This is a genomic window from Comamonas sp. w2-DMI, from assembly GCF_040187735.1.
Lineage (GTDB): Bacteria > Pseudomonadota > Gammaproteobacteria > Burkholderiales > Burkholderiaceae_C > Comamonas > Comamonas terrae.
Map to the genome: position 1 here is coordinate 203,261 of NZ_JBANEL010000006.1, position 23,499 is coordinate 226,759.

The 23,499-nt window shown below is 54.4% G+C and carries 17 protein-coding genes and 1 pseudogene; 10 read left to right on the forward strand and 8 right to left on the reverse strand.

Annotated features, from left to right (window positions below; translation table 11 throughout):
- Positions 1–68: 68 nt before the first annotated feature.
- Complete coding sequence (locus tag V8Z74_RS08995; protein WP_349708989.1) at positions 69–1,277, reverse strand: chromate transporter; 1,209 nt, start codon at positions 1,275–1,277, stop codon at positions 69–71.
- 24 nt (positions 1,278–1,301) lie between these two features.
- Positions 1,302–2,264, reverse strand: coding sequence for a chromate resistance protein ChrB domain-containing protein (locus tag V8Z74_RS09000; protein WP_349708953.1), 963 nt, complete (start codon positions 2,262–2,264; stop codon positions 1,302–1,304).
- A 122-nt stretch (positions 2,265–2,386) separates the two neighbouring features.
- On the opposite strand from V8Z74_RS09000, the gene V8Z74_RS09005 reads away from it, so the two are divergent.
- From V8Z74_RS09005 to V8Z74_RS09020, 4 genes are all read left to right on the forward strand, one after another.
- Positions 2,387–2,719, forward strand: a complete 333-nt coding sequence (locus V8Z74_RS09005; RefSeq protein WP_349708954.1) for an ArsR/SmtB family transcription factor — start codon at positions 2,387–2,389, stop codon at positions 2,717–2,719.
- An 11-nt stretch (positions 2,720–2,730) separates the two neighbouring features.
- Positions 2,731–3,813, forward strand: a complete 1,083-nt coding sequence (gene arsB / locus V8Z74_RS09010; RefSeq protein ID WP_349708955.1) for an ACR3 family arsenite efflux transporter — start codon at positions 2,731–2,733, stop codon at positions 3,811–3,813.
- A gap of 12 nt (positions 3,814–3,825) precedes the next feature.
- Positions 3,826–4,248: an arsenate reductase (glutaredoxin) gene (gene arsC / locus V8Z74_RS09015; protein WP_349708956.1), complete on the forward strand. Its 423-nt coding sequence runs from the start codon at positions 3,826–3,828 to the stop codon at positions 4,246–4,248.
- Between the two features lie 193 nt (positions 4,249–4,441).
- Positions 4,442–6,559, forward strand: coding sequence for a TonB-dependent receptor (locus V8Z74_RS09020; RefSeq protein ID WP_349708957.1), 2,118 nt, complete (start codon positions 4,442–4,444; stop codon positions 6,557–6,559).
- A 118-nt stretch (positions 6,560–6,677) separates the two neighbouring features.
- On the opposite strand, the gene V8Z74_RS09025 is transcribed toward V8Z74_RS09020, so the two are convergent.
- From V8Z74_RS09025 to V8Z74_RS09035, 3 genes are all read right to left on the reverse strand, one after another.
- Positions 6,678–8,129 carry a sensor domain-containing diguanylate cyclase gene (locus tag V8Z74_RS09025; RefSeq protein WP_083526799.1) on the reverse strand — a complete coding sequence of 484 codons (1,452 nt, stop codon included), beginning with the start codon at positions 8,127–8,129 and terminating at the stop codon, positions 6,678–6,680.
- 77 nt (positions 8,130–8,206) lie between these two features.
- The gene (locus V8Z74_RS09030) at positions 8,207–10,567 is read right to left on the reverse strand and encodes a putative bifunctional diguanylate cyclase/phosphodiesterase (RefSeq protein ID WP_349708959.1); all 2,361 of its coding nucleotides are present in this window, start codon (positions 10,565–10,567) and stop codon (positions 8,207–8,209) included.
- Positions 10,568–12,753: 2,186 nt separating this feature from the next.
- Positions 12,754–13,005, reverse strand: a complete 252-nt coding sequence (locus V8Z74_RS09035) for a hypothetical protein (protein WP_349708961.1) — start codon at positions 13,003–13,005, stop codon at positions 12,754–12,756.
- A 132-nt stretch (positions 13,006–13,137) separates the two neighbouring features.
- Here V8Z74_RS09035 and V8Z74_RS09040 point away from each other — a divergent pair, with 132 nt between their 5' ends.
- From V8Z74_RS09040 to V8Z74_RS09060, 5 genes are all read left to right on the forward strand, one after another.
- The gene (locus tag V8Z74_RS09040) at positions 13,138–13,455 is read left to right on the forward strand and encodes a hypothetical protein (protein ID WP_349708963.1); all 318 of its coding nucleotides are present in this window, start codon (positions 13,138–13,140) and stop codon (positions 13,453–13,455) included.
- 185 nt (positions 13,456–13,640) lie between these two features.
- Positions 13,641–13,931 carry a hypothetical protein gene (locus V8Z74_RS09045; protein ID WP_349708965.1) on the forward strand — a complete coding sequence of 97 codons (291 nt, stop codon included), beginning with the start codon at positions 13,641–13,643 and terminating at the stop codon, positions 13,929–13,931.
- Between the two features lie 211 nt (positions 13,932–14,142).
- A complete protein-coding gene (locus V8Z74_RS09050; RefSeq protein WP_256631179.1) occupies positions 14,143–15,333 on the forward strand; it encodes a tyrosine-type recombinase/integrase in 1,191 nt (396 codons plus the stop codon).
- A gap of 81 nt (positions 15,334–15,414) precedes the next feature.
- Positions 15,415–15,705: a nucleotidyltransferase family protein gene (locus V8Z74_RS09055; protein ID WP_003052268.1), complete on the forward strand. Its 291-nt coding sequence runs from the start codon at positions 15,415–15,417 to the stop codon at positions 15,703–15,705.
- Positions 15,702–16,058 (forward strand): HepT-like ribonuclease domain-containing protein, encoded by a 357-nt coding sequence (locus V8Z74_RS09060; protein ID WP_003052269.1) that lies wholly within the window; start codon positions 15,702–15,704, stop codon positions 16,056–16,058. The genes V8Z74_RS09055 and V8Z74_RS09060 overlap by 4 nt, the downstream gene beginning before the upstream one ends.
- A 217-nt stretch (positions 16,059–16,275) precedes the next feature.
- Here V8Z74_RS09060 and V8Z74_RS09065 read toward each other — a convergent pair whose 3' ends face one another.
- Positions 16,276–17,145: a hypothetical protein gene (locus V8Z74_RS09065; protein WP_003052271.1), complete on the reverse strand. Its 870-nt coding sequence runs from the start codon at positions 17,143–17,145 to the stop codon at positions 16,276–16,278.
- A gap of 775 nt (positions 17,146–17,920) precedes the next feature.
- Here V8Z74_RS09065 and V8Z74_RS09075 point away from each other — a divergent pair.
- A complete protein-coding gene (locus V8Z74_RS09075) occupies positions 17,921–19,270 on the forward strand; it encodes a hypothetical protein (RefSeq protein WP_349708969.1) in 1,350 nt (449 codons plus the stop codon).
- A gap of 159 nt (positions 19,271–19,429) precedes the next feature.
- On the opposite strand, the pseudogene V8Z74_RS09080 reads toward V8Z74_RS09075, so the two are convergent.
- Together V8Z74_RS09080 and V8Z74_RS09085 are read right to left on the reverse strand one after the other, a co-directional pair.
- Positions 19,430–20,519: pseudogene (locus V8Z74_RS09080) on the reverse strand (transposase); the annotation flags it as partial.
- Positions 20,520–20,637: 118 nt separating this feature from the next.
- Positions 20,638–23,142: a heavy metal translocating P-type ATPase gene (locus tag V8Z74_RS09085; protein ID WP_349708970.1), complete on the reverse strand. Its 2,505-nt coding sequence runs from the start codon at positions 23,140–23,142 to the stop codon at positions 20,638–20,640.
- Positions 23,143–23,499 lie beyond the last annotated feature (357 nt).

Sequence of the window (23,499 nt, forward strand, 5' to 3'; positions counted from 1 at the left end):
CTGCCCGACCGCCTGAAGTCGTCCGAGGGGACCGCCTGTGTTGCGTCCGACAGAGGCAGACGTATGCGTTATGGCCGGCTGTGCATGATGAGCGGGTGCACGATCAGCCCGATGAGTGCCGCTGTCACCACGACCACTGGCTCGGGAATCTTCTTGAAGCGCCACAGAATGGCTGCTGTGCCAGTCGTCAATGCGGCAGTGATCCCATCGGAGATGGAACGCTGGCCAATGACAATTACCGCGCCTGCGATGGAGCCGATGGCAGCGGCCGTGACGCCATCCACAAACGCGATGACGTCCGGGCGCTTGCCGTATTTCTTGAAGTACGGTGCAGGGATCACCGTGAACAGGTAGCAGGGTACGAAAGTGGCTAATGCTGCCACCACTGCCCCCCAGAAGCCACTGACCAGGTAGCCGATGAAGCCCGTGGTGATCACCACCGGACCCGGCGTGATCATGGCCACGGCCACCGCATCCACGAACTGCCGTTCGGACAGCCAGCCGTATTCCTTGACGACGCCACCGTAGAGAAAGGGTACGATCGCCAGGCCGCTGCCGAAGACGAAACTGCCCGCATAGGCGAAGTACAGGCCGATCTGCTTGAGCCTGGTCCAGTCGACGGTACCGAGTGCGAACAGCCCCGCCAGATGCACTGTAACGCTGTTGAGGTCACGCTTGCGTACCAGCCAGGCCGGAGGCGCCCGCCAGAACCACACCAGCATGCCCGCGCCGAGGAAGAGCCAGACTTCTTCCGACTTGGTGATCACGGTAATGGATGCGCTGGCCAGAAAGATGGGCCACAGCAGCTTGTCCTTGCCGATGCTCTTGTTCGCCAGCTTGTAGGCGCTCAGGGCGATGATGCCTGTCACGGCAGCGCCAACGCCATAGAACACCGACTGCATCCAGCCGATGCCGCCGTAAGCCACGTAAGCTGCACCAAGCGCCACGACCATGCAGAAGGACGGCAGAACAAAGGCTATCCCGACCAGGGAAGCACCCAGAAACCGATAGTGGACATAGCCGAGGTAGATTGCCAGCTGTGCGGCCAGAGGCCCCGGCATCAGTTGGGCCAGGGCCAACCCCTCCTTGTAGTCGGCATCGGTGATCCATTGGCGCTTTTCCACCAAGTCGCGGTACATGTAGCCCGCCAGTGCAACCGGGCCGCCGAAGCCCCAGGTGCCCAGGGCGAGCATGTAGCGCACGAGTTGCCAGAGCGTGTAGCCAGGTGCATTTGCCGCGTTGGTGGCGGCTACTGCTGTTGTACCGGGGTCGTTCATGTTCATCTCCGGAGTGCTTGGAGGTTACGGTTTGCGTGGGTTGGAAAAATGTGCGTGCAGCGAATCCAGCACTCCGCCAATGTCTGCAAGGAGCGAGTCGTCGTCAGGCCAGCGCTTTCTAGCACCGGCCAGCACGGCTTCGAACCCCGCAGCCTCGGCGGTGGGCGTGCCACCCACATCCAGCGCATGCACCATCGCGCCGAGCTGCGCCAGGCCACGGTCGCCTTCCAAGCCAAAGCTCGCCAGCAGGACCTCGAACGTCACACGCTCGCCGATGTGCGAAAAGGTTGCGCCGTCGAAGTCGAAGCCCAGTGCTTCGGGCGGGCAGTCGGCAGGGTCGTCCAGCCACAGAAAGCATGCATGTGGGTCGATGAAGCGCTGGATCAGCCAGGCGCTGGCCACGCGGTCTACCCAGAGGTTTCGGCGCGTTGCCCAGCGCCGTCCCTGATACTGCATGCGATCTCGCCTGGCAATGCTTCCGGTAGTTGCCAGGGGCTCGCCAGGCGATTGCATCGTGGCGACGGCGTTGACGAAGTCGCGCCATTGGGCCTGGGCGCGTATTGAAATTTCACCGGGAAAGAAGTCGATCTTGCGGATGGCGTCATAGGCACGGGCTTGCCGACGCTCCAGGCGGTTGAGCTCGGTCGAGCCAAGGCTGGACAGTGTTTTGCGTGCTGCGGCCAAGTCCAGCAGCCATTGGGCGTAGTCTTTGGTGCGGTCAAACAAAGCCTGGTAGGCGGCTTGGTCTGCCATGTTCCTGGCTTGGACATGCAGCAGCCAGGCTTGGCCTCCCTCTTGCCGGACCTCATCTGCCAGGGACTGCAGTTGCGTTGCCTGTTCGGCCTTTTCAGGGAGCAGGTAGGCTCCGTCACGCAAGGCGGCGCAGCCCAGGCTCTTGACGGCACGCCAGATCCGCATGCGCGGTGTGGCACTTGAGGCTGGAAGACTGATGATCAGAGCCAGCCAGGAGTTGGAGATGAGCGTCATGGAAAAAGCTTAGGTTTTTGTCGCGCTTGCTGCAATGCTGTAGCTGTCACTACAAATGTCCGTCATAGAGAACGATTGCGTTTCTGGATAGAATTATTCAAATAATATTGTATTATTGAATAATGAAAGAAGTTCAGGCTGTATGTGCTTTAAGCGCTCTTGCGCATACCCAGCGCTTGCGCGCATTTCGGGCCCTGGTGGTAGCCGGCAACCAAGGGTTGACTCCCAGCGTGATGGCCGAGCAGCTTGATGTGGCCCGCAACGCGCTGTCTTTCCATTTGAAGGAACTGGCCCATGCGGGGCTGGTCACGGTGGAGCAGCAGGGGCGCAACTTGATCTATCGCGCTGATTTCACGCAGATGAACGGCTTGCTTGCTTATCTGACCGAGCATTGCTGCCAGGGCGGCGCATGCGAAGTCACGGGCCCTGCCCATATCTCCCGTTCTTGCTGCTGACGCCAATTCCTATGACACAAGCTGCAACCGCAAGCTGTACGCCGGGCTCGCCCTCGATGAATGCCTTCGAGCGCTATCTGACACTGTGGGTATTTGTATGCATCGTGCTGGGCGTTGCTCTGGGCCAGTTCTTCCCCCGCATGTTCCAGGCCGTCGCGCGATGGGAAGTTGCGCAAGTCAATCTTCCGGTCGGCGTCCTGATCTGGGTGATGATCGTCCCGATGCTCCTCAAGGTGGACTTCGGCGCGCTGGGCTTGGTCAGGCAGCACTGGCGCGGCATTGGCGTGACGCTGTTCATCAATTGGGCCGTCAAGCCGTTTTCCATGGCCATCCTGGGCTGGCTGTTCATTCGGCATGTCTTTGCACCGTGGCTGCCTGCTGGTCAACTGGATAGCTATATCGCCGGCTTGATCCTGCTGGCGGCTGCGCCTTGCACGGCCATGGTATTCGTCTGGAGCCGGTTGACGGGAGGCGACCCTGTGTTCACTCTGTCTCAGGTTGCGCTGAACGATGCCATCATGGTGTTCGCTTTTGCCCCCATCGTGGGCTTGCTGCTGGGCCTGTCATCCATCGCCGTGCCCTGGAGTACGCTGCTGGTGTCGGTGGTGTTGTATATCGTGGTTCCGGTCGTTCTGTCCCAGCTCTGGCGCCGCGCATTGCTGAACCAGGGGAAAACAGCCTTCGAGGCCGCACTGTCCCGCATGGGCCCGCTGTCCATGGCTGCGCTGCTGCTGACACTGGTGCTGCTGTTCGCATTTCAGGGCGAAACCATCCTGAAGCAGCCTCTGGTGATCGCCATGCTGGCGGTGCCCATTCTTATCCAGGTACTCTTCAATTCCGGCCTGGCCTATTGGCTCAATCGTCGTGCAGGCGAGCAGCACAGCATTGCCTGCCCGTCGGCATTGATTGGCGCCTCCAACTTTTTCGAACTGGCCGTGGCTACAGCCATCAGCCTGTTTGGCTTTCACTCCGGTGCAGCGTTGGCCACGGTAGTCGGCGTGCTGATAGAAGTTCCGTTAATGCTGCTGATTGTGCGTTGGGTCAACCGTAGCAGGGGCTGGTACGAGCGCAGTTCGACGGCCATTGACCAATAAAGCCTTTCCGCCATGAGCAACATCACGATCTATCACAACCCCGCCTGTGGCACCTCGCGCAACGTGCTCGGCATGATCCGAAACAGCGGTGAAGAGCCTACGGTCATTGAATATCTGAAAACTCCGCCTGACCGCGATACGCTGAAGCGGCTGATCTCCGCCATGGGTGTCCCTGTGCGCGCGGTACTGCGCGAAAAAGGCACTCCTTATGCCGACCTGGGCCTGGACGACCCCCAGTGGACCGATGAACAACTGATCGACTTCATGCTTCAGTATCCCATCCTCATCAATCGGCCCATCGTGGTCACGCCGCTTGCCTCGCGGCTGTGCCGGCCATCGGAGCTCGTACTGGCCATACTTCCGCAAGCTCAGCGCGGAGCATTCTGCAAGGAAGATGGCGAAGTCGTTGTTAATGCCGAAGGGCAACGTGCCTGAGCCGGTGTCCTGACTTGCTGTGCTGCAAACAAGATATTTCTGGAGCGTAAAGTTGATGTAAAACGAGATTGATTCTCGTTTAATATTCATGTGCTCCAGCGGAGCAGATCAGGTTTTAGCCACTTGACGCCAGAACAGCCCTCCTGGCAGACCCAGCCAAGCCCCGTCAAAAACTTCATATAACGAGGCATTCATGGCATTGAGGTATACGCCGCTGGCAGCGGTATTGGGTCTGGCGTTTTCCGGCGCTGCCGTGGCGCAGCAGACGGCCGAGGTCACGCTGCAGGAAGTTCAGGTCCGCAGTGACAGAGAGGTGGGGCCCAGTTACAACCCTCCCACGGCCACCAGCGCAACAAAAATTGAAGCGCCGCTGCGCGATATTCCCCAGACCGTGAATGTGGTCCCGCAGAGCCTGCTGCGCGACCAGGTGGTGCAATCCATGCAGGATGCACTCAAGATGGTGCCTGGCGTGGGGCTTTCCCATGGCGATGGGCAGCGCGACCAGGTCACCATTCGCGGCTTCTCGGCCATTGCCGACCAGTTCGTGGATGGCTTGCGCGACGACGCGCTGTATTTCCGCGATCTGTCCAACATCGAGCAGATCGAAGTGCTCAAAGGCCCGGCCTCGGTGCTCTACGGCCGCGGCTCCTCGGGAGGCCTGATCAACCGCATCACCAAGAAGCCCGGCATCAACCTCAGCGAAGTGGGCTTGACGCTGGGCAGCTGGAACCAGCGCCGCGGCGATTTCGACCTGGCGCGTGCGCCAGAGGACAGCCGTTTTGCCTTCCGCATCACCGGTGCATTGGAGCGTGCGGACAGTTACCGCGACCAGCAGTTCCTGGACCGCGATGCGCTGGCGGCTTCGCTGTTGTTCAAAGCCAGTGCCGACACCAATGTTCTGCTACAGATGGATCATCTGAAGGATCGCCGCCTGACCGATTTTGGCATTCCAGCACTCAACGGACGACCGCTCGACGTTCCGGCAGGTGCCTACTACGGCGCAGCGAATGCCCGGGACGTGGACTTCACCCAGTCCAGGGTCGATTCGGTCGGCCTTACATTGAATCACCGCTTCAACGAAAGTCTGGCACTGCGCAATGCCTTTCGTTACTACACCTATTCTCTGGACCGCAACAACACGCTGACGCGTAGCGTGAACGAGAAAAACCTCTCGTTCACGCTCAACCACGGCAATGTCTACCGCGATGAACATGGATGGTTCAACCAGACAGAACTGACACAAAAGGCGAAATTCCTGGGCATGAAGCACCAGTTGCTGTACGGCATGGAAGTGGGGCAGCAGAACAAGAATCTGGTGAATTACTCGGCGCCCGTGACCGACGCCACCGGCAGGATCCGAGACTTTGCACTGTTCAATCCTGTGCTCCCGACCCTGCCCCTGAGCACTTCCCGTGTTCCCGGCGCGGATAACCTTGGTACCTTCAAGACCCTGGCGTTTTATACCCAGGACATGATCGAGCTGAGCCCGAAGTGGAAGGTCCTGGCCGGCCTGCGCTACGACCGTTTCGAGCAGGAAACCTATGACCGCCTGCCCGGCCGGTCGAACCTGGGCCGCACGGACTCCACCTGGAGTCCGCGCGCCGGCCTGGTCTACCAGCCCTCGGCCACCTGGTCGTACTACGCTTCCTGGAGCAAGTCCTTCCAGCCGTCGGGTGAGGCTTTCTCGCTGGCTGCCAACAATGCGCAAATCGCGCCGGAAAAGACCACCAACCAGGAAGTCGGCGTCAAATGGAACATGCCGGACGGCAAGTCCTCGTTCACGGCCTCGCTGTTCCAGCTGGAGCGCACCAATATCAAAAGCACCGATCCTGTGAGCAATACCTTGGTCCCTCTGGGCGTGCAGCGTACTCGGGGCCTGGAGCTGACCTTTGCCGGCGAGGTCGCACCGAGCTGGCAGATATGGGCTGGCTATGCCTACCTGGATGGCGAGATGAGCACGTCGCCCGCGGTTGACGCCGGCCAGCCGGTGCAAGGCAAGCGACCCACGCTGACGCCCAGGCACAGCGCCAACCTGTGGCTGACCAAGGCGCTGGGCAATGGCTTCGGCGTGGGCGGTGGCCTGAACTACGTCGGTGCCCGCTTCGCCAATCCCGGCAACACCGTCACCTTGCCCAGCTACACCACCGTGGACGCCATGGCCTACTACCGCATGGGTCCCTGGGATGTGCAGCTCAAGCTCAACAACCTGCTGGACCGCCACTACATCGTGGCCGGCCATGGCAGCTCGCCCAACCTGAATCTGCCGGGAGCGCCGCGCTCGGCCCAGGTCGTGGCGCGTTACCGATTCTGAGGCGGCAGGTTGTTGCTGGCACTTGTGGCTGGCAGCATGGCAAAGCCTGGACCGGCAACCATGCTCAGACGCCGATCACTGCGGAAAGGGGGCATGCGCTGACAGGCCTGTCCCGCATCTAGGCCAAAGGGGACATCGACAGCACGACCTTGTTTCGGCCTTGGGCCTTGGCGTCGTACAGTGCCTTGTCGGCCGCATGGATGACTGCGGATACGTCCGCATCCTGTTCCGGTGTCCACGTGGCTGCGCCAATACTGGCAGTGATATGGCCGTATTCGCTTCCCGAGTGTTCAATGCAAAGGCCGGAGATGGCCGCTCGAATATTTTCGGCAATATGAGCGGCACCTTCTGGCGAGGTATCCGGCAAGACCACGATGAATTCCTCGCCGCCATAACGCGCCGCACTGTCTGCCGGCCGGCGGATATTGTCGCCAATGCATTTGGCCACGGCCGTCAATGTGTCGTCGCCGGCTTGATGTCCGTAGGTGTCGTTGTAGACCTTGAATTTGTCGATGTCGACAAACAACAAGGAGAAAACGCTGCGGGTCCGTCTGGCCCTGCGCCATTCTCCATCCAGGATTTCGCCAAGTGTGCGGCGGTTGCTCAGCCCGGTGAGCCCATCGGTCCGAGCCAGCATTGCCAATTCTGACTCTGCACGCAGCCGGCGCCTGAGCTGTATTCCGAAGGCAAAAGACAGACCGATGAAAGCTGCCGCGAGAGCTCCCATGACCGTGGCGATGAGAAGAGCACGATGCCGCCAGACAGCATATATATCGGTATGCGCCTCTGCCACCATGATGATGAGCGGGAGATTCGGCAGGTTCTTGAAGTAGTACAGCCGCTGGACGCCGTCGATGACCGAGGTGTCCGAAAAACTTCCTTCCGTTGCCGAGAGAAAATGCTTGAACGTGCTTGCGTCGCGAATGTTTCTGCCTATGACTTTTTCATCATAGGGCTGGCGCATGATCATGGAGCCGTCACGCCCTATGAGTGCCACCGAGCCATGCGGCCCCAATGACAGGGACGCAAACAGCTTGCGGAAGTATTCCAGCTGAACCGCGATCAGCACGACGCCGGCGAAAGAGCCATCGGCACGCGATATCCGGCGACTCAGCGGAATGCTCAACGAGCCGCCGCGCAGCCGTGATGCATAAGGCTTGCCGACGTACAGGCCTATGTTGGGATCGTTCTGATGCACCTTGAAATATTCGCGGTCTGAAAAGTTTCCCTTTCTAGGCACTTCGCTTGCGGCATCGATCACCGTATTGCCCTCGGCATCCAGCACCAGGATGGAACCCAGATATGTCGCAGTTGCAGCGCGATCGAACAGGGCCATCGCTCTCAGACGAGGTGAGGCTGCCATCAGTTCGGGGTCATTCACTCCGTCGACTACGTTTTGCAGCGACAGTGCGTAGAGCTCGAAATTGCGTTCGATATCGTGTTCCGCAAGGAGCGCGACATTGCGCGATGCTTCTGTGGCATGCGCCATGGCATCCAAGCGGCTTTGGTACAGGGCCATTGCACAGATGGCAGCCATCGACAGTGCAATCAAAACTCCCGCGATCATCATCGCATAGGGGGCGGTGAGCCTGCTGTAGTTCCATATGAAGGAAAGACAGCGAGGCGATTGGTTTTTTTGGGCGTCTTTCACCGCTCTCTTCCTGTCCGTATATTCCGGCCGCACAATTGCTCGATGAACTGACCCGACTCCAATGGGCGGCCCAGCAGGTAGCCCTGGGCAATGTGACAGCCATGCTGCTGCAGGAAATCAAGCTGGGCTTGTGTTTCGACGCCTTCTGCCACGACCGTCAGCCCAAGACTCTTGCCCAAAGAGACAATGGTCCGTGCAATGGTTGAATCCGCTCTGGAGTCAGGGACGTTTTGCACGAAGCTGCGATCAATCTTGAGGCATTGGATGGGAAAGCGGGACAGGTAACCCAGGCTCGAGTAGCCTGTGCCGAAATCGTCAACGGCCAGATGCACGCCCAGTTGGCGCAAGGCACGCATTGTGGCGGCTGCCTCGTCGGGCTTGTGCATCATCATGCTTTCGGTGATTTCAAGTTCAAGCCGGGAGGCTGGCAACCCCGAGCATGCCAAGGCCTGGCGGACTTTCTCCAGCAGTGCTGGGTCCTGAAATTGCTTGGCCGAAAGATTGACGGCAATGGTCAGCCACATGTCGAGACTGCGGCTCCATGACATGGCTTGGATGCAGGCGGTGCGCAATGCCCATTCGCCAATGGATACGATGAGGCCGGTTTCTTCAGCCAGCGGAATGAATTCCGCAGGAGACACAAGGCCTCTGACCGGGTGCTTCCAGCGCAGCAAGGCTTCAGCTCCGATGGTCCGGCCGCTGGCAATATCGACCTTGGCCTGATAGTGAAGTTCGAAAGCCTCTGTTTTGACGGCTTCCCGCAACTGGTCCACCAGCTGCAGCCGTGTCTGGGCAGCGTGATCCAGCGCGGGAGAAAAGAACGCCATCTGGTTGCGTCCGCTCTTCTTGGCGCGGTACATGGCGACATCCGCAAGACTCAGAAGGCTTTCTGCATCGCTGGCGTCCTGTGGATATATGACGACTCCAAGGCTGGTCGTGAGCTGAATCTGCTGACCCTGTATGAGATGTAGCTGGGCGACTGCGGCCAGGATTTTTCTTGCGGTGGCTCCGGCAACATCCACGTCGCCGAGCTGATTCAATACGATGACGAACTCGTCGCCCCCGAGCCTATAGATCGCATCCATGGTACGTACACAGCGCTCCAGAGCCTGTGCTACTTCCTGCAGCATGGCATCACCCGCGCGATGGCCCAGGCTGTCGTTGATGCTCTTGAAATCATCTAGATCCAGCAGCATCACTGCGAATTGGACACTTTGGTGCTGTCCATTTCCAATGGACAGATTCAGGTCATGCTCAAGCCGTATCCGGTTGCCCAGCCCCGTGAGACTGTCATGGGTAGCTTGTTGCTTGAGATGGTGGTTGGCGATTTCCAGTGCACGTGTACTGCGCCGAACCATTTGCGCCAGTTCGACAGGGCGCATGAGCATGGATCGGATCAAGGCAGCAATGGCTGCTGCTATCAAAGCCGCCAGCAGACTCCCTGTCACGCGAGTGGAGTTGAAGAAGGCGTCGGGATCGACCGGCGAGACGGTGAGCTGCCAGCGGCCTCGCGGAACACCAATGGATGTAGTGGCCGAGGCCTCGGTGACTGGTGCTGCGCTGCGTAGCAGCGTCTGCGGCTTGCCCGTAACCGGATGAGTGCGCCAGAGGTGATAAGCAAGCCCCTGCTGTTTTAAATAATCGAACTGGCCTATGTCCTTTACAGTATCCAAAAGCACCACTGCACTGACAAACCCCCAGAAATGCTGGCTGCCTCGGTTGTCGGCAATAAACACTGGATAGCGGCCCACGAAACCTGGTTTTCCCTGTCGAAGCTGGGCGGGAACGGCAATATGGAGGTCGTGAGCCGCCATGGCCAGCTCCGCTTCTTCCCGGCTCTGCGGATCGTTGAGCAGATCGTGGCCGACAGGGCCTTGGTGAGCCGTGGCAGGAAACACATTGCGAACCACGCCGCCTGGGGCAAGCTGCACGTTGTCTACCCCGGAATAAAGGGGGAGCAGTTCGCCTGACAGCTGCTCGATGCTGGCCAGATCTGTGGGGTGCTCGCGAAGCACCACAGCCATGGCGTAGGTGATCGACAGCGTTCTATTCACCAGCTGCTGCACCAGTGCCCCATGTGCAGCAGCTGTTTCGGTGAGCTTTCGCTGGCGCTCGGATGCTTGTACCCGGTCAATGGAAACCACGATGACCATTCCAATGCCCAGCCCCAAAACAAATGCCAGGCTCGCGAGCAGATTGGCCTGTCTCGTCTCGGAGAACCGCGCTCTCGGTGGCTTGCTCGCTGGTAAGAGAATGGATGTGAGCATCGGGCCCTTGCAAAGATGACGATCGTGGCGTAATGGCTGCTGATATCGCGATGTCGCAAAGCGCAGCTCGCCGGATGACGAGGCGCCCATACGGAGGCTGCCTGCAATGGCTAGGCTTCCAGCTCGCGATGAACGGCTGCGGGTTATGGCCTCATTTGCGAACTGGCTGCGGAGCAACCGATTGCTTTGATATTTTTCTTGAATTGTGTCGGTTTTTGAAAGGATTTTTTCTTGGCCGACACTCTAAAAAGAACGTGCGTTATCCGTTCATGGCACCCGTCATGCACACTGGCTGTCTTTAAGAGAGCTGATGAAAGAATGCGCCAGTGCTGGCAGGAATTAGGCAGGCGCAGCTTTGGTCGCTCGGGTTGCCAGGACGGAAGCGGGGGGCAGCTTTGCTTGCGCACGACAGACATCAGTGAAGAAAGCTGGGAACCCTTGCCTAACTGTGCTGCGAGGCTCGGCTGTGCGAGCGACGTGCGAAATTTCTTGGGCTGGGTAAGCCACGTCTCAGCCGTTGTGGCTGCGGTGCATATTCGCGTCGTGGTTGGACGGAATTTCTGCCTTGTGTGTACCAGTCTGGCAGAAGGGTTCTATGGCCGCGTGCATATTCCGGTTGTACTGAACGACTGTGTCAGCCATCACTGACTAGACTGCCGGCCGCTCCGTCCGGCCACAAGCGGGCGTGACAACATTCTTGGTACTGCTCATGTGCTTTATGGAAACTTCTCCAAATCGATGGATTAGTTTTACTTAATTAAAATTGCCTAAATGATAGAGACGGAATTTTTATCATTGCTCGATTTCTTACGCTCGACCGCTTTGCTCAGTACCTTTGTACTTGAAAGCCATACCGTCAGGCGCGATAACGAAGATGGGTAGATTACCAAGCATGGCCGCATGCCGCTTTGCACAGTCTCCGTCCATGCACGGGTCATCATAAAAACGGATACCACCATCCGAGCCACAGGGGACATGATTGTTCCTGTATGAAGTGGGCTTTCCGATGGGGATGACTAATTCCTTCAAATGGGGACGGCGCCCCCTCGGGGGCCTTGCTGCCACGCGCGGATATCTTGCTCTTCAAGGGGGAGTACCAACTCGTAGTGGCACAACCATTCATCATCGAAGCCCGTTTGCTTTTTGCACTTGTCCAGCGCATTTGCAGGCGCGGTGCCGGTAATTTTTGTTTAGGCATGCTGCTGCACCTCCTGCGCCGCGGCGCGTTGTGCTCCACCAATACCTTGACTTGAGCTGTAGCTCCAGGTTGTAGCCGATCTACTCAGCGTTTGGCAGACATGCCGCCACGAATTTGTAGCGACAGGTAGTCGGCAGCCGCTGCCGGTCTTCAAGCGCAAGCAATCCAGCTACAAAACCATGTGATTTTTGTATCGCGGCCAAGTAAGCGTAAGGGCGAGATTCGCTGATCCAGTCCCCGTCTTGAGGCTATCTTTCTGTGAAGGAGAGCGAGCTGTGCTCCAGATGCAAAAAAGCCACCCAAAGGTGGCTTGAGACGCGTTCCCGACAAAGCTAGAAGACGTTATGGGATCGTGGCGAGTCAATGTCCTCTAGTTGCGGCTGCTCCTTTTCCTTCTTCTTTTTGTCTTTAGCAAAAGAAGCCTTTTTGTCATGCTCCCGTAGGGAGGGATATGCATCACGAAGTGAGAACATCAGTTTCACGGTATCCCAAATGGGAGGGGCAGATACGGGGATAGGGTTCTTTGGCATATAGACCTCCGGTCCGTGGTGACGAAGCAAGATGGATCGTCTGGATTCAGAGTACGCTTTTTGAAGTCCTCAATTCGTAAACGTGAGAAAAGTCGGTAGCTGTTACCAGTGAAGCCCTTTCGGACGGCTGACAGCTGTGCTTCAGTTATCCAACGGTTCAGGGGAAACAACTCTTTCCGCTTCGGGATCTTGCGGGATAACTGGATCGGTTTGTTGGGTGGCTTGCCGCGGCGGCTGGTCGCTGACATCGGGCGTTTCAGGTTCCTGAGCAGGGTAAGGCTCCTCGACCGGATTTCTGTCCTCATCTCCGGGATATGCTGGTCTTTGAGGCGTTTCCCATGGGACGCTTTCGCTCCCGGAAGCCGGACTTTCATCCGGCAGTGTGCCCGCACCCGAATGTGTTGGCTTTTGAGAAGTGGCTGGCATATCAATCCTCGAAGAGCCGGCCCCGGTGTGCAAGGCCGGCCCAGATCACGCATTAATGCTGATTCTGTTTCTGGGTGTTCTGTCCAGCCTGCTGACGGTTCGGGTTCTGCTGCTGTTGCTGGTCAGTGCGCTTTTGCGGCTGCTGCTGATGCCCCGGCTGATTCAGCCAGCGAGAACGTGGCGGTATAGGTGCCAGGAACGATGTTGCCGATCATCTCTTTAGGCACATCGAGCACGCCGACCTGCGAGACTTGACCGTCACCATCGAGCAGGATGCATTCAGCCTCTTGCATCCTCCATTCTTTGTTGTTCTTACCGATGCCCGAACGGGGCTCATTGACTTTGAGAATCTGAACGACGGACGAATGCTGCATATGGCCTCCTATGGCGTGATATCCCCTGCAGATGGGGCACAACGAGCAACAGCGCTCTAGGCTTTCCCGCAAGCGAGAGAGCCTGCAGAGCTGTCATGAGAAACTCGCAAACCGAGGGAAGGAGAACTTGGAATGCCGCAAAAAACGCTGCTGGCCATACTCATTTGCATCGGAGGCGGCGCATGGGCACAAAACACGATCTACCGATGCGGAAACGCATACAGCGACGAGCCATGCAAGGGAGGCACAACCGTAGACATACGACCAACTGATGGCGCGCACAGCATGAGCGGACAACGGCGAGACAGCCACGAAGCGTTTGCACGCTGGCGAAACAGAGAGATTGACAAGGCGCTGCAGCCACTCACCGGGGTATCCCCGGAAGAAGGCGAACGACTTCGCGAAGAACGCCGCTACAAGACGATCCCCCGCATCAAGACCAAGCCTTGACTGGGTGCCCCCCGCCTGGCCGACCTTAGCGGGAGCCGCCAGGCTTGCGCTTTGGCCAACTTGTCCAGGCGAGGGACTTAACGCAGACGTGGGAATGGGGACAGGCATGCTGGCGGCTCCTAGATAAAATGGTCCAAATGACACCGATGTCATTTGTATACCAATGTATCACGAATTGGAGTCGTATGTACACCATAGAGCAGGTAAATTCCCTAATAGATAAAGCAAGTGAAGCCGCGGGGAGTCAAAGAAAACTCGCAGCCCTGCTCGGCATAGAGCACGCGAATCTTGTGAAGATCAAGAAGGGGGAGCGCCCGTGCAACTGGCGTGTACGAGGCAAGCTACGCGCAATACTGGGTGAAGACCCTGCGCATGCTTTCGTGGCCGCGATGGCAGAGGACCTAGACGGCTCAGAAAATGAAGACGAAAAAAAAAGCCGCAGACGGCTTGAAGGCCATGCTTGCGGCGTTTCCTGATGACTGGCGGAGGCTGTGGCAGTCGAACTGATGTTTCATTTCGCATCATAAAATATCAAAATTCAATGTTTTTTCAATAAAAAACAATGGGTTATGATTTTATTTGTCTCAAGTTGACTCATTGTGCATCGCACAATATTCTGTTTTTTCCGTATACGATTCCGTATAACGAGAGCAAAATGGGCCTCCAGTTTCCGTCGAACTTAAACGTATGGTGAAAGCGAATAAATTGACGCAATTGCAAGCCAGCCGAATCAAGGTTGCTGGCATGCATGGTGATGGTGCAGGGTTGTGGCTGAAGGTCACCGAAGGGGGCTCAAAATCCTGGATCCTGCGCTACACGATGGCCGGGCGCGAGCGTTGGACGGGGCTTGGGCCGTACCCCGATGTTTCGCTGGCCGAAGCACGCGACAAAGCCATGGCATGGCGCAAGCAAGTACGCGAAGGCATTGATCCGATGAAGGTCAAGCAGGAAGCTTTGGCAACGACGCGCGCAGAGCAGGCTAAAGCGGTGACATTTGCTTGGTGTGCCGCGCAGTACATTGAATCACATCGGGCGGGATGGAAAAATGCCAAGCATGCAGAGCAGTGGGTCAGCACGCTGGCCATGTACGCTGAACCTGTGATGGGCAAGATGGATGTGGCCCTGGTGGAGACCGAACATGTGGTGCGCGTGCTTGAGCCTATTTGGAACAGCAAGCCGGAAACTGCTTCTCGTTTGCGGGGGCGCATTGAATCCATCCTTGGCTGGGCTAGTGCTCGCCGCCTGCGCAACGGCGACAACCCCGCGCGTTGGAAAGGGCATCTGGATTCATTGTTTCCTGCCCGCACCAAGGTCTCTCGGACGCGCCACTTCGCGGCACTTCCGTGGAAGGACATGCAGTCGTTCATGACTTCGCTGGAGGCGCAGGCCGGAGTGGGTGCGTTGGCGTTGCGCTTCACGATCCTCACAGCCGCTCGCTCCGGCGAGGTGCGCGGCATGGTGTGGGACGAAGTGGACTTGTCAGCCCGTCTGTGGGTTGTTCCTGCTGAACGCATGAAGGCGGGGCGCGAACACCGGATTCCATTGTCAGATGCTGCCGTGGCCTTGTTGCGTCAGCAGGAACAAGCGCTCCTGGCTGGCACGAATGTCGTTTTCCCCAGCGTGCGGGACCATAAGCCTCTTTCGGATATGACGCTCACGGCAGTGCTTCGCCGAATGCAGCGCAATGATTTGACGGTGCACGGCTTTCGCTCGACCTTCCGCGACTGGGCTGCCGAAGCGACGGATTACCCTCAGGAAATGGCCGAGATGGCGCTGGCACACGTGGTCAGCAATAAGGTGGAGGCTGCTTACCGGCGAGGTGACATGTTGGAGAAGCGTCGTGAGATGATGCAGAAATGGGCCGAGTTCATTCTTTAGCGCTAAGGCTTTGGAAGTGATCGCCAGCCTTTTCTTCCCTGTGGCGCATTGCGCATAATTGAGTAGAGCAAGGAGTTTCCCATGCGACCATCACAAGCACTTGAAATTAGGCGTAGCGATATACGCGCAGCAGTGGGCCGTTATCGCACTGAAAACCCGCGTGTATTTGGCTCCGTCGTGCATGGAACCGATCAAGAAGGCAGCGACTTGGATTTGATCGTTGATGCTCTTCCGGGTGCCACTCTCTTTGATCTGGGGGGCTTGCAGGATGAATTGGAGAGCATCCTTGGTATTCAGGTCGATTTGCTGACCCCCTACGATTTACCCGCCAAATTCCGCGATCAAGTCCTTTTGGAGGCCCGGCCTGTATGAATATGAACAGGTTGCCTGATTACATTGATCATATGCAGCAGGCGGCTGCAGATGCATGTGGCTTTGTTGTGGGCATGACCCGAGACGAATTTGAGGCAGACAAGAGGACGCAGCAAGCGGTCATCATGAGCCTCATCATTCTTGGCGAAGCAGCCACCAAGGTCATGGATGGTTATGGTGATTTTGCAGCAGCGAATCCTAATGTTCCTTGGAGAGCTATGCGCGGGATGCGCAATCGCATCGCCCATGGATATTTCGATATCAATCTAGATGTGGTCTGGGATACCGTACAAACAGCATTGCCTGAATTACAGAAACAACTAATCGCAGTTGGAAAAAATCCTGATTTATGATTTCTATGTGAGTTGAATATAATTTTCAGTACTAATCTTCAGAAAAAAGGGACACATTTTGTGTCCCTTTTTTGTTTGTAAGTTATTTAAATTTCTCAGCCTGAAGGCTAAGTTTTTCGTCTGAAAATTCTTATAAATTGGAATCACTACAGCTGAAGAAAAGAGGTGTATTTTTGAGAATATAGCCATGAAATGATTGACTTAAGTGATTGTGAGATTAAATTTCATGTATTGCTTTTAATGGTGTTAAAGGTTTTGTTTTTCTAAGTTTGATGATTTGAATCTGAGCAGAAGATAGATTGCATTTTTTCCGAGTCACGTTAACTAATTTAGATGAGGCTTGGCAATATGATTTGTAAGTGATGTCTAAAGAATATTTTTCAACTAATATATTGTATAGATCTTCTCTTTTTCCATAAAATAAATGTTTACCTTTATCGTGCCCATGATATGGGAGAAGATTTTTTATTTGCATATTTAAGGCGGCCTTTTTCATCATTTCTTCTAGTTTTATGAAAGCTGGCTCTCCAATATTGCAATATGGGTCTTTTTCCTTTTTTGTCTTTTTTGCGACTATTCCTTTTATTTCCTCAAGGTGCCACTCGGAAGTTTTTAAAATTTGAGGAATCCTCTTATAACCTGTCTGTACTAGGAAGAGATCAAAAGGGATGATTTCCGATTTACCTTTACTTCTTCTTGGTGAATAAACCAATTGTAGGTTTTTACCATCATTATTACGCCACTTTGAGTAATCCTCTACAACACTATCAATATTGATTTGGTATTGGTTGTGAAGGCTCAGTGCGAGTCTCATCCAAAAAATAATAGGCAAACTCATTTCTAATGAAATGTTCGCTATGGTATTGGATAGCACTCCTACGATTCTTTCAGCCGCTTCTACTAGACAAGTATCGACTTCGTCAGGTGCCTGATAAAAATTTTCACTAACTCTATTTTTTTTAATCTCATGAAAAATATGCTTTATAAGCTGTTCGTCATGGATGGGTATTTCAGTTTTAATGACGATTAATCGAATGAATTCTTCAAGTGACCAGTGATGAATATCATGCTGAAAGATTTTTGTCATGGTTTTATTGGATGAATATTTTTATCTTGTTGAGCTATGAAGATCAGTACCTAACACTGTGCCTAACAGATGGCCTAACACATACCTAACTATACTACCTCACACCTAATAGTTCAGCAAAGCAAGCACCTGCCTTGCCTGCAAATTTTCTAAATCTGTAAAGCCTGGTAGCTGGGCGACTGCATCCTGCATGTCGTCCGTAGCACTAGGAGCTTGCTATGGCATATCGCCAAAAACCTATCCTTGCTACAGGCGCTGACTGCGCAGCTGCCTCAACCAAGCTTGCCCGTCCACGCCTTGATCCTTTGCTGGACTTCGATCAGCTTCCCAATTCCGCCCATGTCCGCATAGATGTGGTGCAAGGGCTGTATGCGTGCTCACGCGCAACCGTTTGGCGTCACGTTAAAGCAGGTCATATCCCCGCCCCTGTGAAGATCTCAACGCGCATAACTGCTTGGCAGGTAGGCTCGTTGCGTAAGCACCTTATGGAGATGAATTGATGCTTATTCATTGCCTGACTTTTGCATGTGAATAGCTGTAAAAGTCAGGTGTATTTGTATGGCATAAAAAGAAAATTTATGCCTGATAAATAAGCTGAAACTTGATGATTGAGTAGATTTTTTTTGTTGAAAAGCAGCTTGCAAAGTAATTATTTGAGCCTAGAGATAACTAAATGTAGGCATTACCTAGCAAGGTACTTATAAAGGTAGTAATGAAGTAACTATCGTATAGCTGTAAATCAACATTAAGAAATCAATTTATGGAGTGAAAAGAAATGTGTGATTCACCTGGAATAATGTATTTTCTTAAAAAGCCAATGCCTTACAAAAAGGCAGAAAAGTTCTTTAAGTGTAATTTTTGGCCATCATTCTCTGGGGATGGAGTTACGGGAGGACGAATGATTACTTTAATGTCACGCGTCACAGGAAGTGAGTTTAAGGTTGCACCTTGCTTAGATAAGGCTAAGGAAAACTTAATTGGTTTTTTTGTGAGTATCAATATTCCTGCGTGCGTTATCGGTAATAACGCATTCCTGCATATTTTGGTGTATGAATCTGCAAAGATTGCCATGAATTTTTTGAAGGACTATTTGAAAAATATTGGAGTTCATGAAAAATATATTAAACTCATAAAGTTGAGGAATGCTTTTATTAAAAGCTTGGATCTTACCTATTTGCTCAAATTCGATAGTGTTGAGGAAGCAATCGCTATGCGCGATGAGCTTGAGCTTCGTATAAATTCAATTTATCACTATCTGCCCACAACCGATAGACCTCATATTGGTGAGGATATAAGTAGGTCTGTTTATTTGAATGTCCGCAACTATCCATCTTTGTGCGCATATATAAAATGGCAGGATAATCCTAGTAAAAAGAAGTATGGGCTATATGATGGTGCGGATTCTTTAGATCCCAAGGTTAAGGAGAAAATCTATAGTGTGAGTAAATGTGGTTTGCGTATCGAGCTAAAAATCACCGAAGCTTATTTGAAGAAAAACCATTCAGATATGATGAGCGTTATGGAGTGGAAAGATCCAAAAAAATCAGAAAAAGTAATCGCTGACGTTTTTGAGAAATTTCGCTCAATGTTGCGTTTAGATGAGAATTTTCGTCACAACAAGCATCGTTCTTATGACTTTGCCAAGCTAGACGAGAATGTTCAAAAATTCTTGACTTCTTACTATGCTGGTAAGGAGAACTGCAAAAACGAAGAGGGTGATATTTCTGAAAAAGTACCGACTCTCGATGAGCTGACAAAAAGCCAGCGTTATGAGCTGAAGAAGAAAATTTACGAGAAAACGCGGATTGATATCTCTATTCCATGGAAATATCACAAACTACTGAAGGCGATGGATTGGCTCGTCCAGCCAAAGCCACCAGTGCTTTCAAAGAAGTATCGTGAGCTTTGGCCTTACGTTTTCAATCAAAAAAATATGCCAATTTTCTTGAAAAAGGTGAAAAATGCTGGTGCTGTCTGGGCGTACAAGCCGAACGTTGAATCCCAAACTTCAGATATCTCTGACCTGATGGGCGATAAGCCCTGTGTCGAGGCTGTAGCTGCCAAACCCTATCGAGGTATTGGAAGTTTGAAGATCCTGAACCTTACAAACATGGCTGATGATTGAGCAGTAGTTTGAAAAATAAAAAAGGCATGTAACTTATTGGTTACATGCCTTTTTTGCATCGTTGCCGTTGCAGTCGAGAGAAGATTTGGTCGTCTTCGGAGTTCCTATGGACGACATCATCTTTAGACTCGAGTGGAGGTGGATTTCATTGAAGTGCTAGAGCGCTGAAGGTAATTGCGCCAGCACGGCCTGTGCATCGCGCAGATCCATGCGATTGACGGCGTTGACGAAGTTCTCGGCCATACCGTTGCTTTGCTGGCTGCACACCGGCGTGTCGATGGGCTTGACTCATGAGCAACATAGGCGCTGCCGTTGTCCGTCAAGAATTCCAGCTTCCCCCCTCTTCAGGCGTTGCCTCGACGCAGCCGAAGCGGCGCTCCACCGCTTCAATCAACATCTCACGCGCTGGCTCGCCAGGTAGCCCTTTACCATCCCAGGCTTGCCGCGCCAGAATCTCCTAGTCGCAGCAGTCTTTGGTAAAGGTGGCTGTGCCAATCTGGCCGGAATCGCACTTGATCTCAAAGCCGTCTAAGCACCAGCGTATGTCGCTCATTGGCTCTAGAGCTCGAATGGCGTCGTCTGGGCGCCTTGGGTAACAGCAATTGGTGCTGAGCCATGAGTCGGTAGACGCGCTTTTGATTCAACGGTCCTTGACCCTGCGAGCGTCGTTCCCGGTTGAGCAGCGCTGCGGCTCGGCGATAGCCATAGCTGGGCAGCTCGGTAATGTGGTGATGGATGTCTAGCAGCAGCACCTCATCATCGTGGGTCGGTATGCGGCAACGGCGACTATCTTGCCAGTCACGGGCGCGATGAGACAGGACATGCAGATTCCAGCGCTACGCCAAGCGCCAGGGCAACGGACTTCATTGGCTGTTTCCGGGCAACAAGGGTAAACGCGCAATCCACTTTTTTGCAGCGACGATCTCCACGGCCTCCTTGACAATCTCGTTCCCCAGGTCTTTTTGCCCAGCACATGCTGGAGCTTGGCGATCTCGGCCCGCGCAGCTGCCAGCTCGCATGCTGGTACAACGGCCTCGTCAGCACTGACGACTACCAGCGCACCCTCACGCTCAAGCCTTTGCCAAGTAAAGAGCAAGCTGGCAGATACGCTTTCTTGGCGAGCCACGAGTGACATGCTCATGTCTGGCTTATAGGTTTGACGAACCAACGCAGCCTTCTCGGTAGCCAACCAGCGCCTGCGGCGTTGGTCCCGGGTGATGACTTCGATAGTATCTGTATGCCTAGTCATATGCACAGTCCTATTCTTTCTATTTCTATGCTTAATGCAGAGACCGTGTCCGGGGATTCAGATGGCTATCTCAGCTAAAGGTCAGCATCACCTGTAGCCGTCTTTGCCGATTGCAACGTCACCTTCTCAAGCGCAGTGCATTGAAGATCACAGATGCCGAACTCAGGCTCATAGCAAGTGCCGCGATCATTGGCGACAGAAGCCACCCTGTGAACGGATACAGAACTCCCGCTGCAATTGGCACACCAATTCCGTTGTAGATGAAGGCAAACAGCAAGTTCTGTCGCATATTGCGCACTGTGTCAGTTGAGATTTCACGAGACTGGGCAATGCCACGTAAATCACCCTTGACCAGCGTGATCTGACCGCTGTTCATTGCTACGTCGGTCCCTGTTCCCATGGCTACACCTACATCAGCTTTCGCCAAGGCCGGCGCGTCGTTGATGCCATCGCCAGCCATGGCAACTACATGACCTTCACTTTGCAATCGCTCCACGAGAGCTAGCTTGTCGGCGGGCTTGACTTCGCCATGGACTTCATCAATTCCAAGCTTGGCACCAACAGCCTTGGCTGTGGTCAGACCGTCTCCGGTCGCCATGACAATTCGCAAGCCGCTTGCATGAAGCGTTTGAATAGCATCCAAAGTGCTAGCTTTGATAGGGTCTGTTACTGCCAGGATGCCTGCGAACTTCCCATCAACCGCTAAATGCATGATGCTTGCACCCTCTCCTCGCAGGCGTTCTCCGTCGGCTTGCAAGGAAGATACAGATACGCCCTCTTGGGCCATCAGTGTGGTGTTGCCTAATGCCAAGCGCCGCCCCTCAACGGTTCCACGTACACCAATACCGCTGGCGGAATCGAAGCCCGCAGGTTTAGCGAGTTGCAAGCCTTGTTCACGTGCAGCTCGGACGATGGCATCCGCAAGCGGATGCTCGCTAGCCTGGTCCAAGCTAGCGGCAAGCCTCAAAACTTCGTCAGCGGTGAAATCTGGAGCAGGAATCGCTTTATCGAACGCAGGCCGACCTTCTGTAAGGGTGCCCGTTTTATCTACGATGAGCGTATCCACTTCACGCATTTTTTCGATGGCGCCCGCGTCACGGAACAAAACGCCTTGCTCTGCAGCGCGCCCTGTGGCCACCATTACTGACATGGGTGTGGCCAAACCTAGCGCACATGGGCAGGCGATGATGAGTACCGCGACGGCATTGATCAACCCAAACACCCAACTGGGCTCTGGGCCAAAAACTCCCCAGACGAAGAAGGTCACTACAGCGACTAGCACGACAACCAGAACGAACTTTCCAGCCACCACGTCGGCCATTCGCTGCATCGGTGCCTTCGACCGTTGGGCCGATGCAACCATCTGAACGATCTGGGAAAGCATGGTGGCAGCCCCCACCTTTTCTGACCTCATGACCAGAGCACCGCTCGTATTGAGTGTGGCGCCGATCAACTTGTCATCAACGCGCTTTGTCACAGGTATTGGCTCGCCTGTGAGCATCGATTCATCAACGGCACTTTGGCCTTCCGTGACAATGCCATCCACGGGTACTTTTTCGCCTGGACGTACGCGCAGCAAGTCTCCGACATGCACGTGGCTGAGGGGAACATCTTCCTCACTGCCATCTGCATTGATACGCCTTGCCGTCTTAGGAGCTAGGCTAAGCAATGATTTGATAGCGGCCGAGGTCTGAGAACGAGCCTTCAGTTCGATGATCTGTCCCAACATGGTCAAAGAAATGATGACCACCGCTGCCTCGTAATAAACCGCTACACGGCCCATGGATACGAACGAGTCGGGAAACACGCCTGGCGCCAGCGTCGCTACGAGGCTATAGACAAAGGCGGCTCCCGATCCCAAGCTGATCAACGTCCACATGTTCGGACTGCGGTGGATGATTGACTGCCAGCCTCGAACAAAAAAGGGCCAGCCCGTCCATAGCACCACGGGCAGTGAAAGTGCCAACTCGACCCACGTTTGGGTCTGCATAGTGAACCAGCCGAACTTGTGTCCGAACATGGCCAGAGTGGCAACAATCAGTGTGAGTGGTAGCGTCCACCAGAATCGCCGTTGGAAGTCTTGCAGCTCGCTGTTGTCCTCTTCTCCAACCGGGATCAGTGGCTCCAGAGTCATTCCACACTTGGGGCAGTTTCCGGGATGATCTTGCCGGACCTCCGGATGCATCGGGCAGGTATAGATCGTTCCGGCCGGAATCACGCCCGGGTCATCAACCGATTTCTGATCTGAATGACTTGCAGCCACCTGAGCATGTTCGTGCGAGCTGAACAACTGGGCCTCAGGCACCAAATGCATTTGGCACTTGGGGCAGCGCCCCGGATGATCTTGATGGACTTCAGGATGCATTGGGCATACATAGACTGTGTCCCCTCCTGCGTGATCAGCCTGCTCGTTACTCGTTATGAATTGCGCAGGGGCATGTGCAAATTTTTGCTGGCAATCGGCACTGCAGAAGCGATACGTTCGTCCCTCGTGGACTATCTGATGAGGAGACTGCAGAGAGACAGTCATGCCGCAAACAGGATCTTGCAGAGGCTCGGCGTCAGTTTTGGTGCTTTCCAACTCAACTGATTCTGAAGAAGATCGATGCTGATGATGTTGCATGCAGATGGCCCTTCGCGATGTTGGATCGATTCTTGGCTCTTACACCATGTAAATGTCAAGCCAGAATCTGCTCGGGAAACAACTCTATCCACCTCTTCTGAGGTACCGCAACTGAGTGCGGAGCTTGTGGTCATCTCAATCCAATAAATGGTTCTGGGGTTGAGGTGACCTTTGTCATGAATACATGACACGGAGATGATCCAAGCATGAATCCTCGGAAGCTTTTTACCCTTCCTCTCCGTGTCTAGTTCTTCCTAGGAAACCTCTGCATAAATCCCCAACGCATGTGCTTGCACATGCGTGCCGGGTGCGGCAGCATCCCGGCCTATGCAGCAATTTGATCTTGGCCTGAACCTT

Excerpts from the sequence above, each read along its gene's own strand:
- V8Z74_RS08995 (WP_349708989.1), bottom strand. The coding sequence starts at position 1,277 with ATGAACGACCCCGGTACAACAGCAGTAGCCGCCACCAACGCGGCAAAT.
- V8Z74_RS09000 (WP_349708953.1), bottom strand. The coding sequence starts at position 2,264 with ATGACGCTCATCTCCAACTCCTGGCTGGCTCTGATCATCAGTCTTCCA.
- V8Z74_RS09085 (WP_349708970.1), bottom strand. The coding sequence starts at position 23,142 with ATGCAACATCATCAGCATCGATCTTCTTCAGAATCAGTTGAGTTGGAA.
- V8Z74_RS09050 (WP_256631179.1), top strand. The coding sequence starts at position 14,143 with ATGGTGAAAGCGAATAAATTGACGCAATTGCAAGCCAGCCGAATCAAG.
- V8Z74_RS09025 (WP_083526799.1), bottom strand. The coding sequence starts at position 8,129 with ATGATGATCGCGGGAGTTTTGATTGCACTGTCGATGGCTGCCATCTGT.
- V8Z74_RS09040 (WP_349708963.1), top strand. The coding sequence starts at position 13,138 with ATGCCGCAAAAAACGCTGCTGGCCATACTCATTTGCATCGGAGGCGGC.
- arsC (WP_349708956.1), top strand. The coding sequence starts at position 3,826 with ATGAGCAACATCACGATCTATCACAACCCCGCCTGTGGCACCTCGCGC.
- V8Z74_RS09005 (WP_349708954.1), top strand. The coding sequence starts at position 2,387 with ATGAAAGAAGTTCAGGCTGTATGTGCTTTAAGCGCTCTTGCGCATACC.
- V8Z74_RS09030 (WP_349708959.1), bottom strand. The coding sequence starts at position 10,567 with ATGGGCGCCTCGTCATCCGGCGAGCTGCGCTTTGCGACATCGCGATAT.
- V8Z74_RS09045 (WP_349708965.1), top strand. The coding sequence starts at position 13,641 with ATGTACACCATAGAGCAGGTAAATTCCCTAATAGATAAAGCAAGTGAA.
- V8Z74_RS09065 (WP_003052271.1), bottom strand. The coding sequence starts at position 17,145 with ATGACAAAAATCTTTCAGCATGATATTCATCACTGGTCACTTGAAGAA.
- arsB (WP_349708955.1), top strand. The coding sequence starts at position 2,731 with ATGACACAAGCTGCAACCGCAAGCTGTACGCCGGGCTCGCCCTCGATG.
- V8Z74_RS09075 (WP_349708969.1), top strand. The coding sequence starts at position 17,921 with ATGTGTGATTCACCTGGAATAATGTATTTTCTTAAAAAGCCAATGCCT.
- V8Z74_RS09055 (WP_003052268.1), top strand. The coding sequence starts at position 15,415 with ATGCGACCATCACAAGCACTTGAAATTAGGCGTAGCGATATACGCGCA.
- V8Z74_RS09060 (WP_003052269.1), top strand. The coding sequence starts at position 15,702 with ATGAATATGAACAGGTTGCCTGATTACATTGATCATATGCAGCAGGCG.
- V8Z74_RS09020 (WP_349708957.1), top strand. The coding sequence starts at position 4,442 with ATGGCATTGAGGTATACGCCGCTGGCAGCGGTATTGGGTCTGGCGTTT.
- V8Z74_RS09035 (WP_349708961.1), bottom strand. The coding sequence starts at position 13,005 with ATGCAGCATTCGTCCGTCGTTCAGATTCTCAAAGTCAATGAGCCCCGT.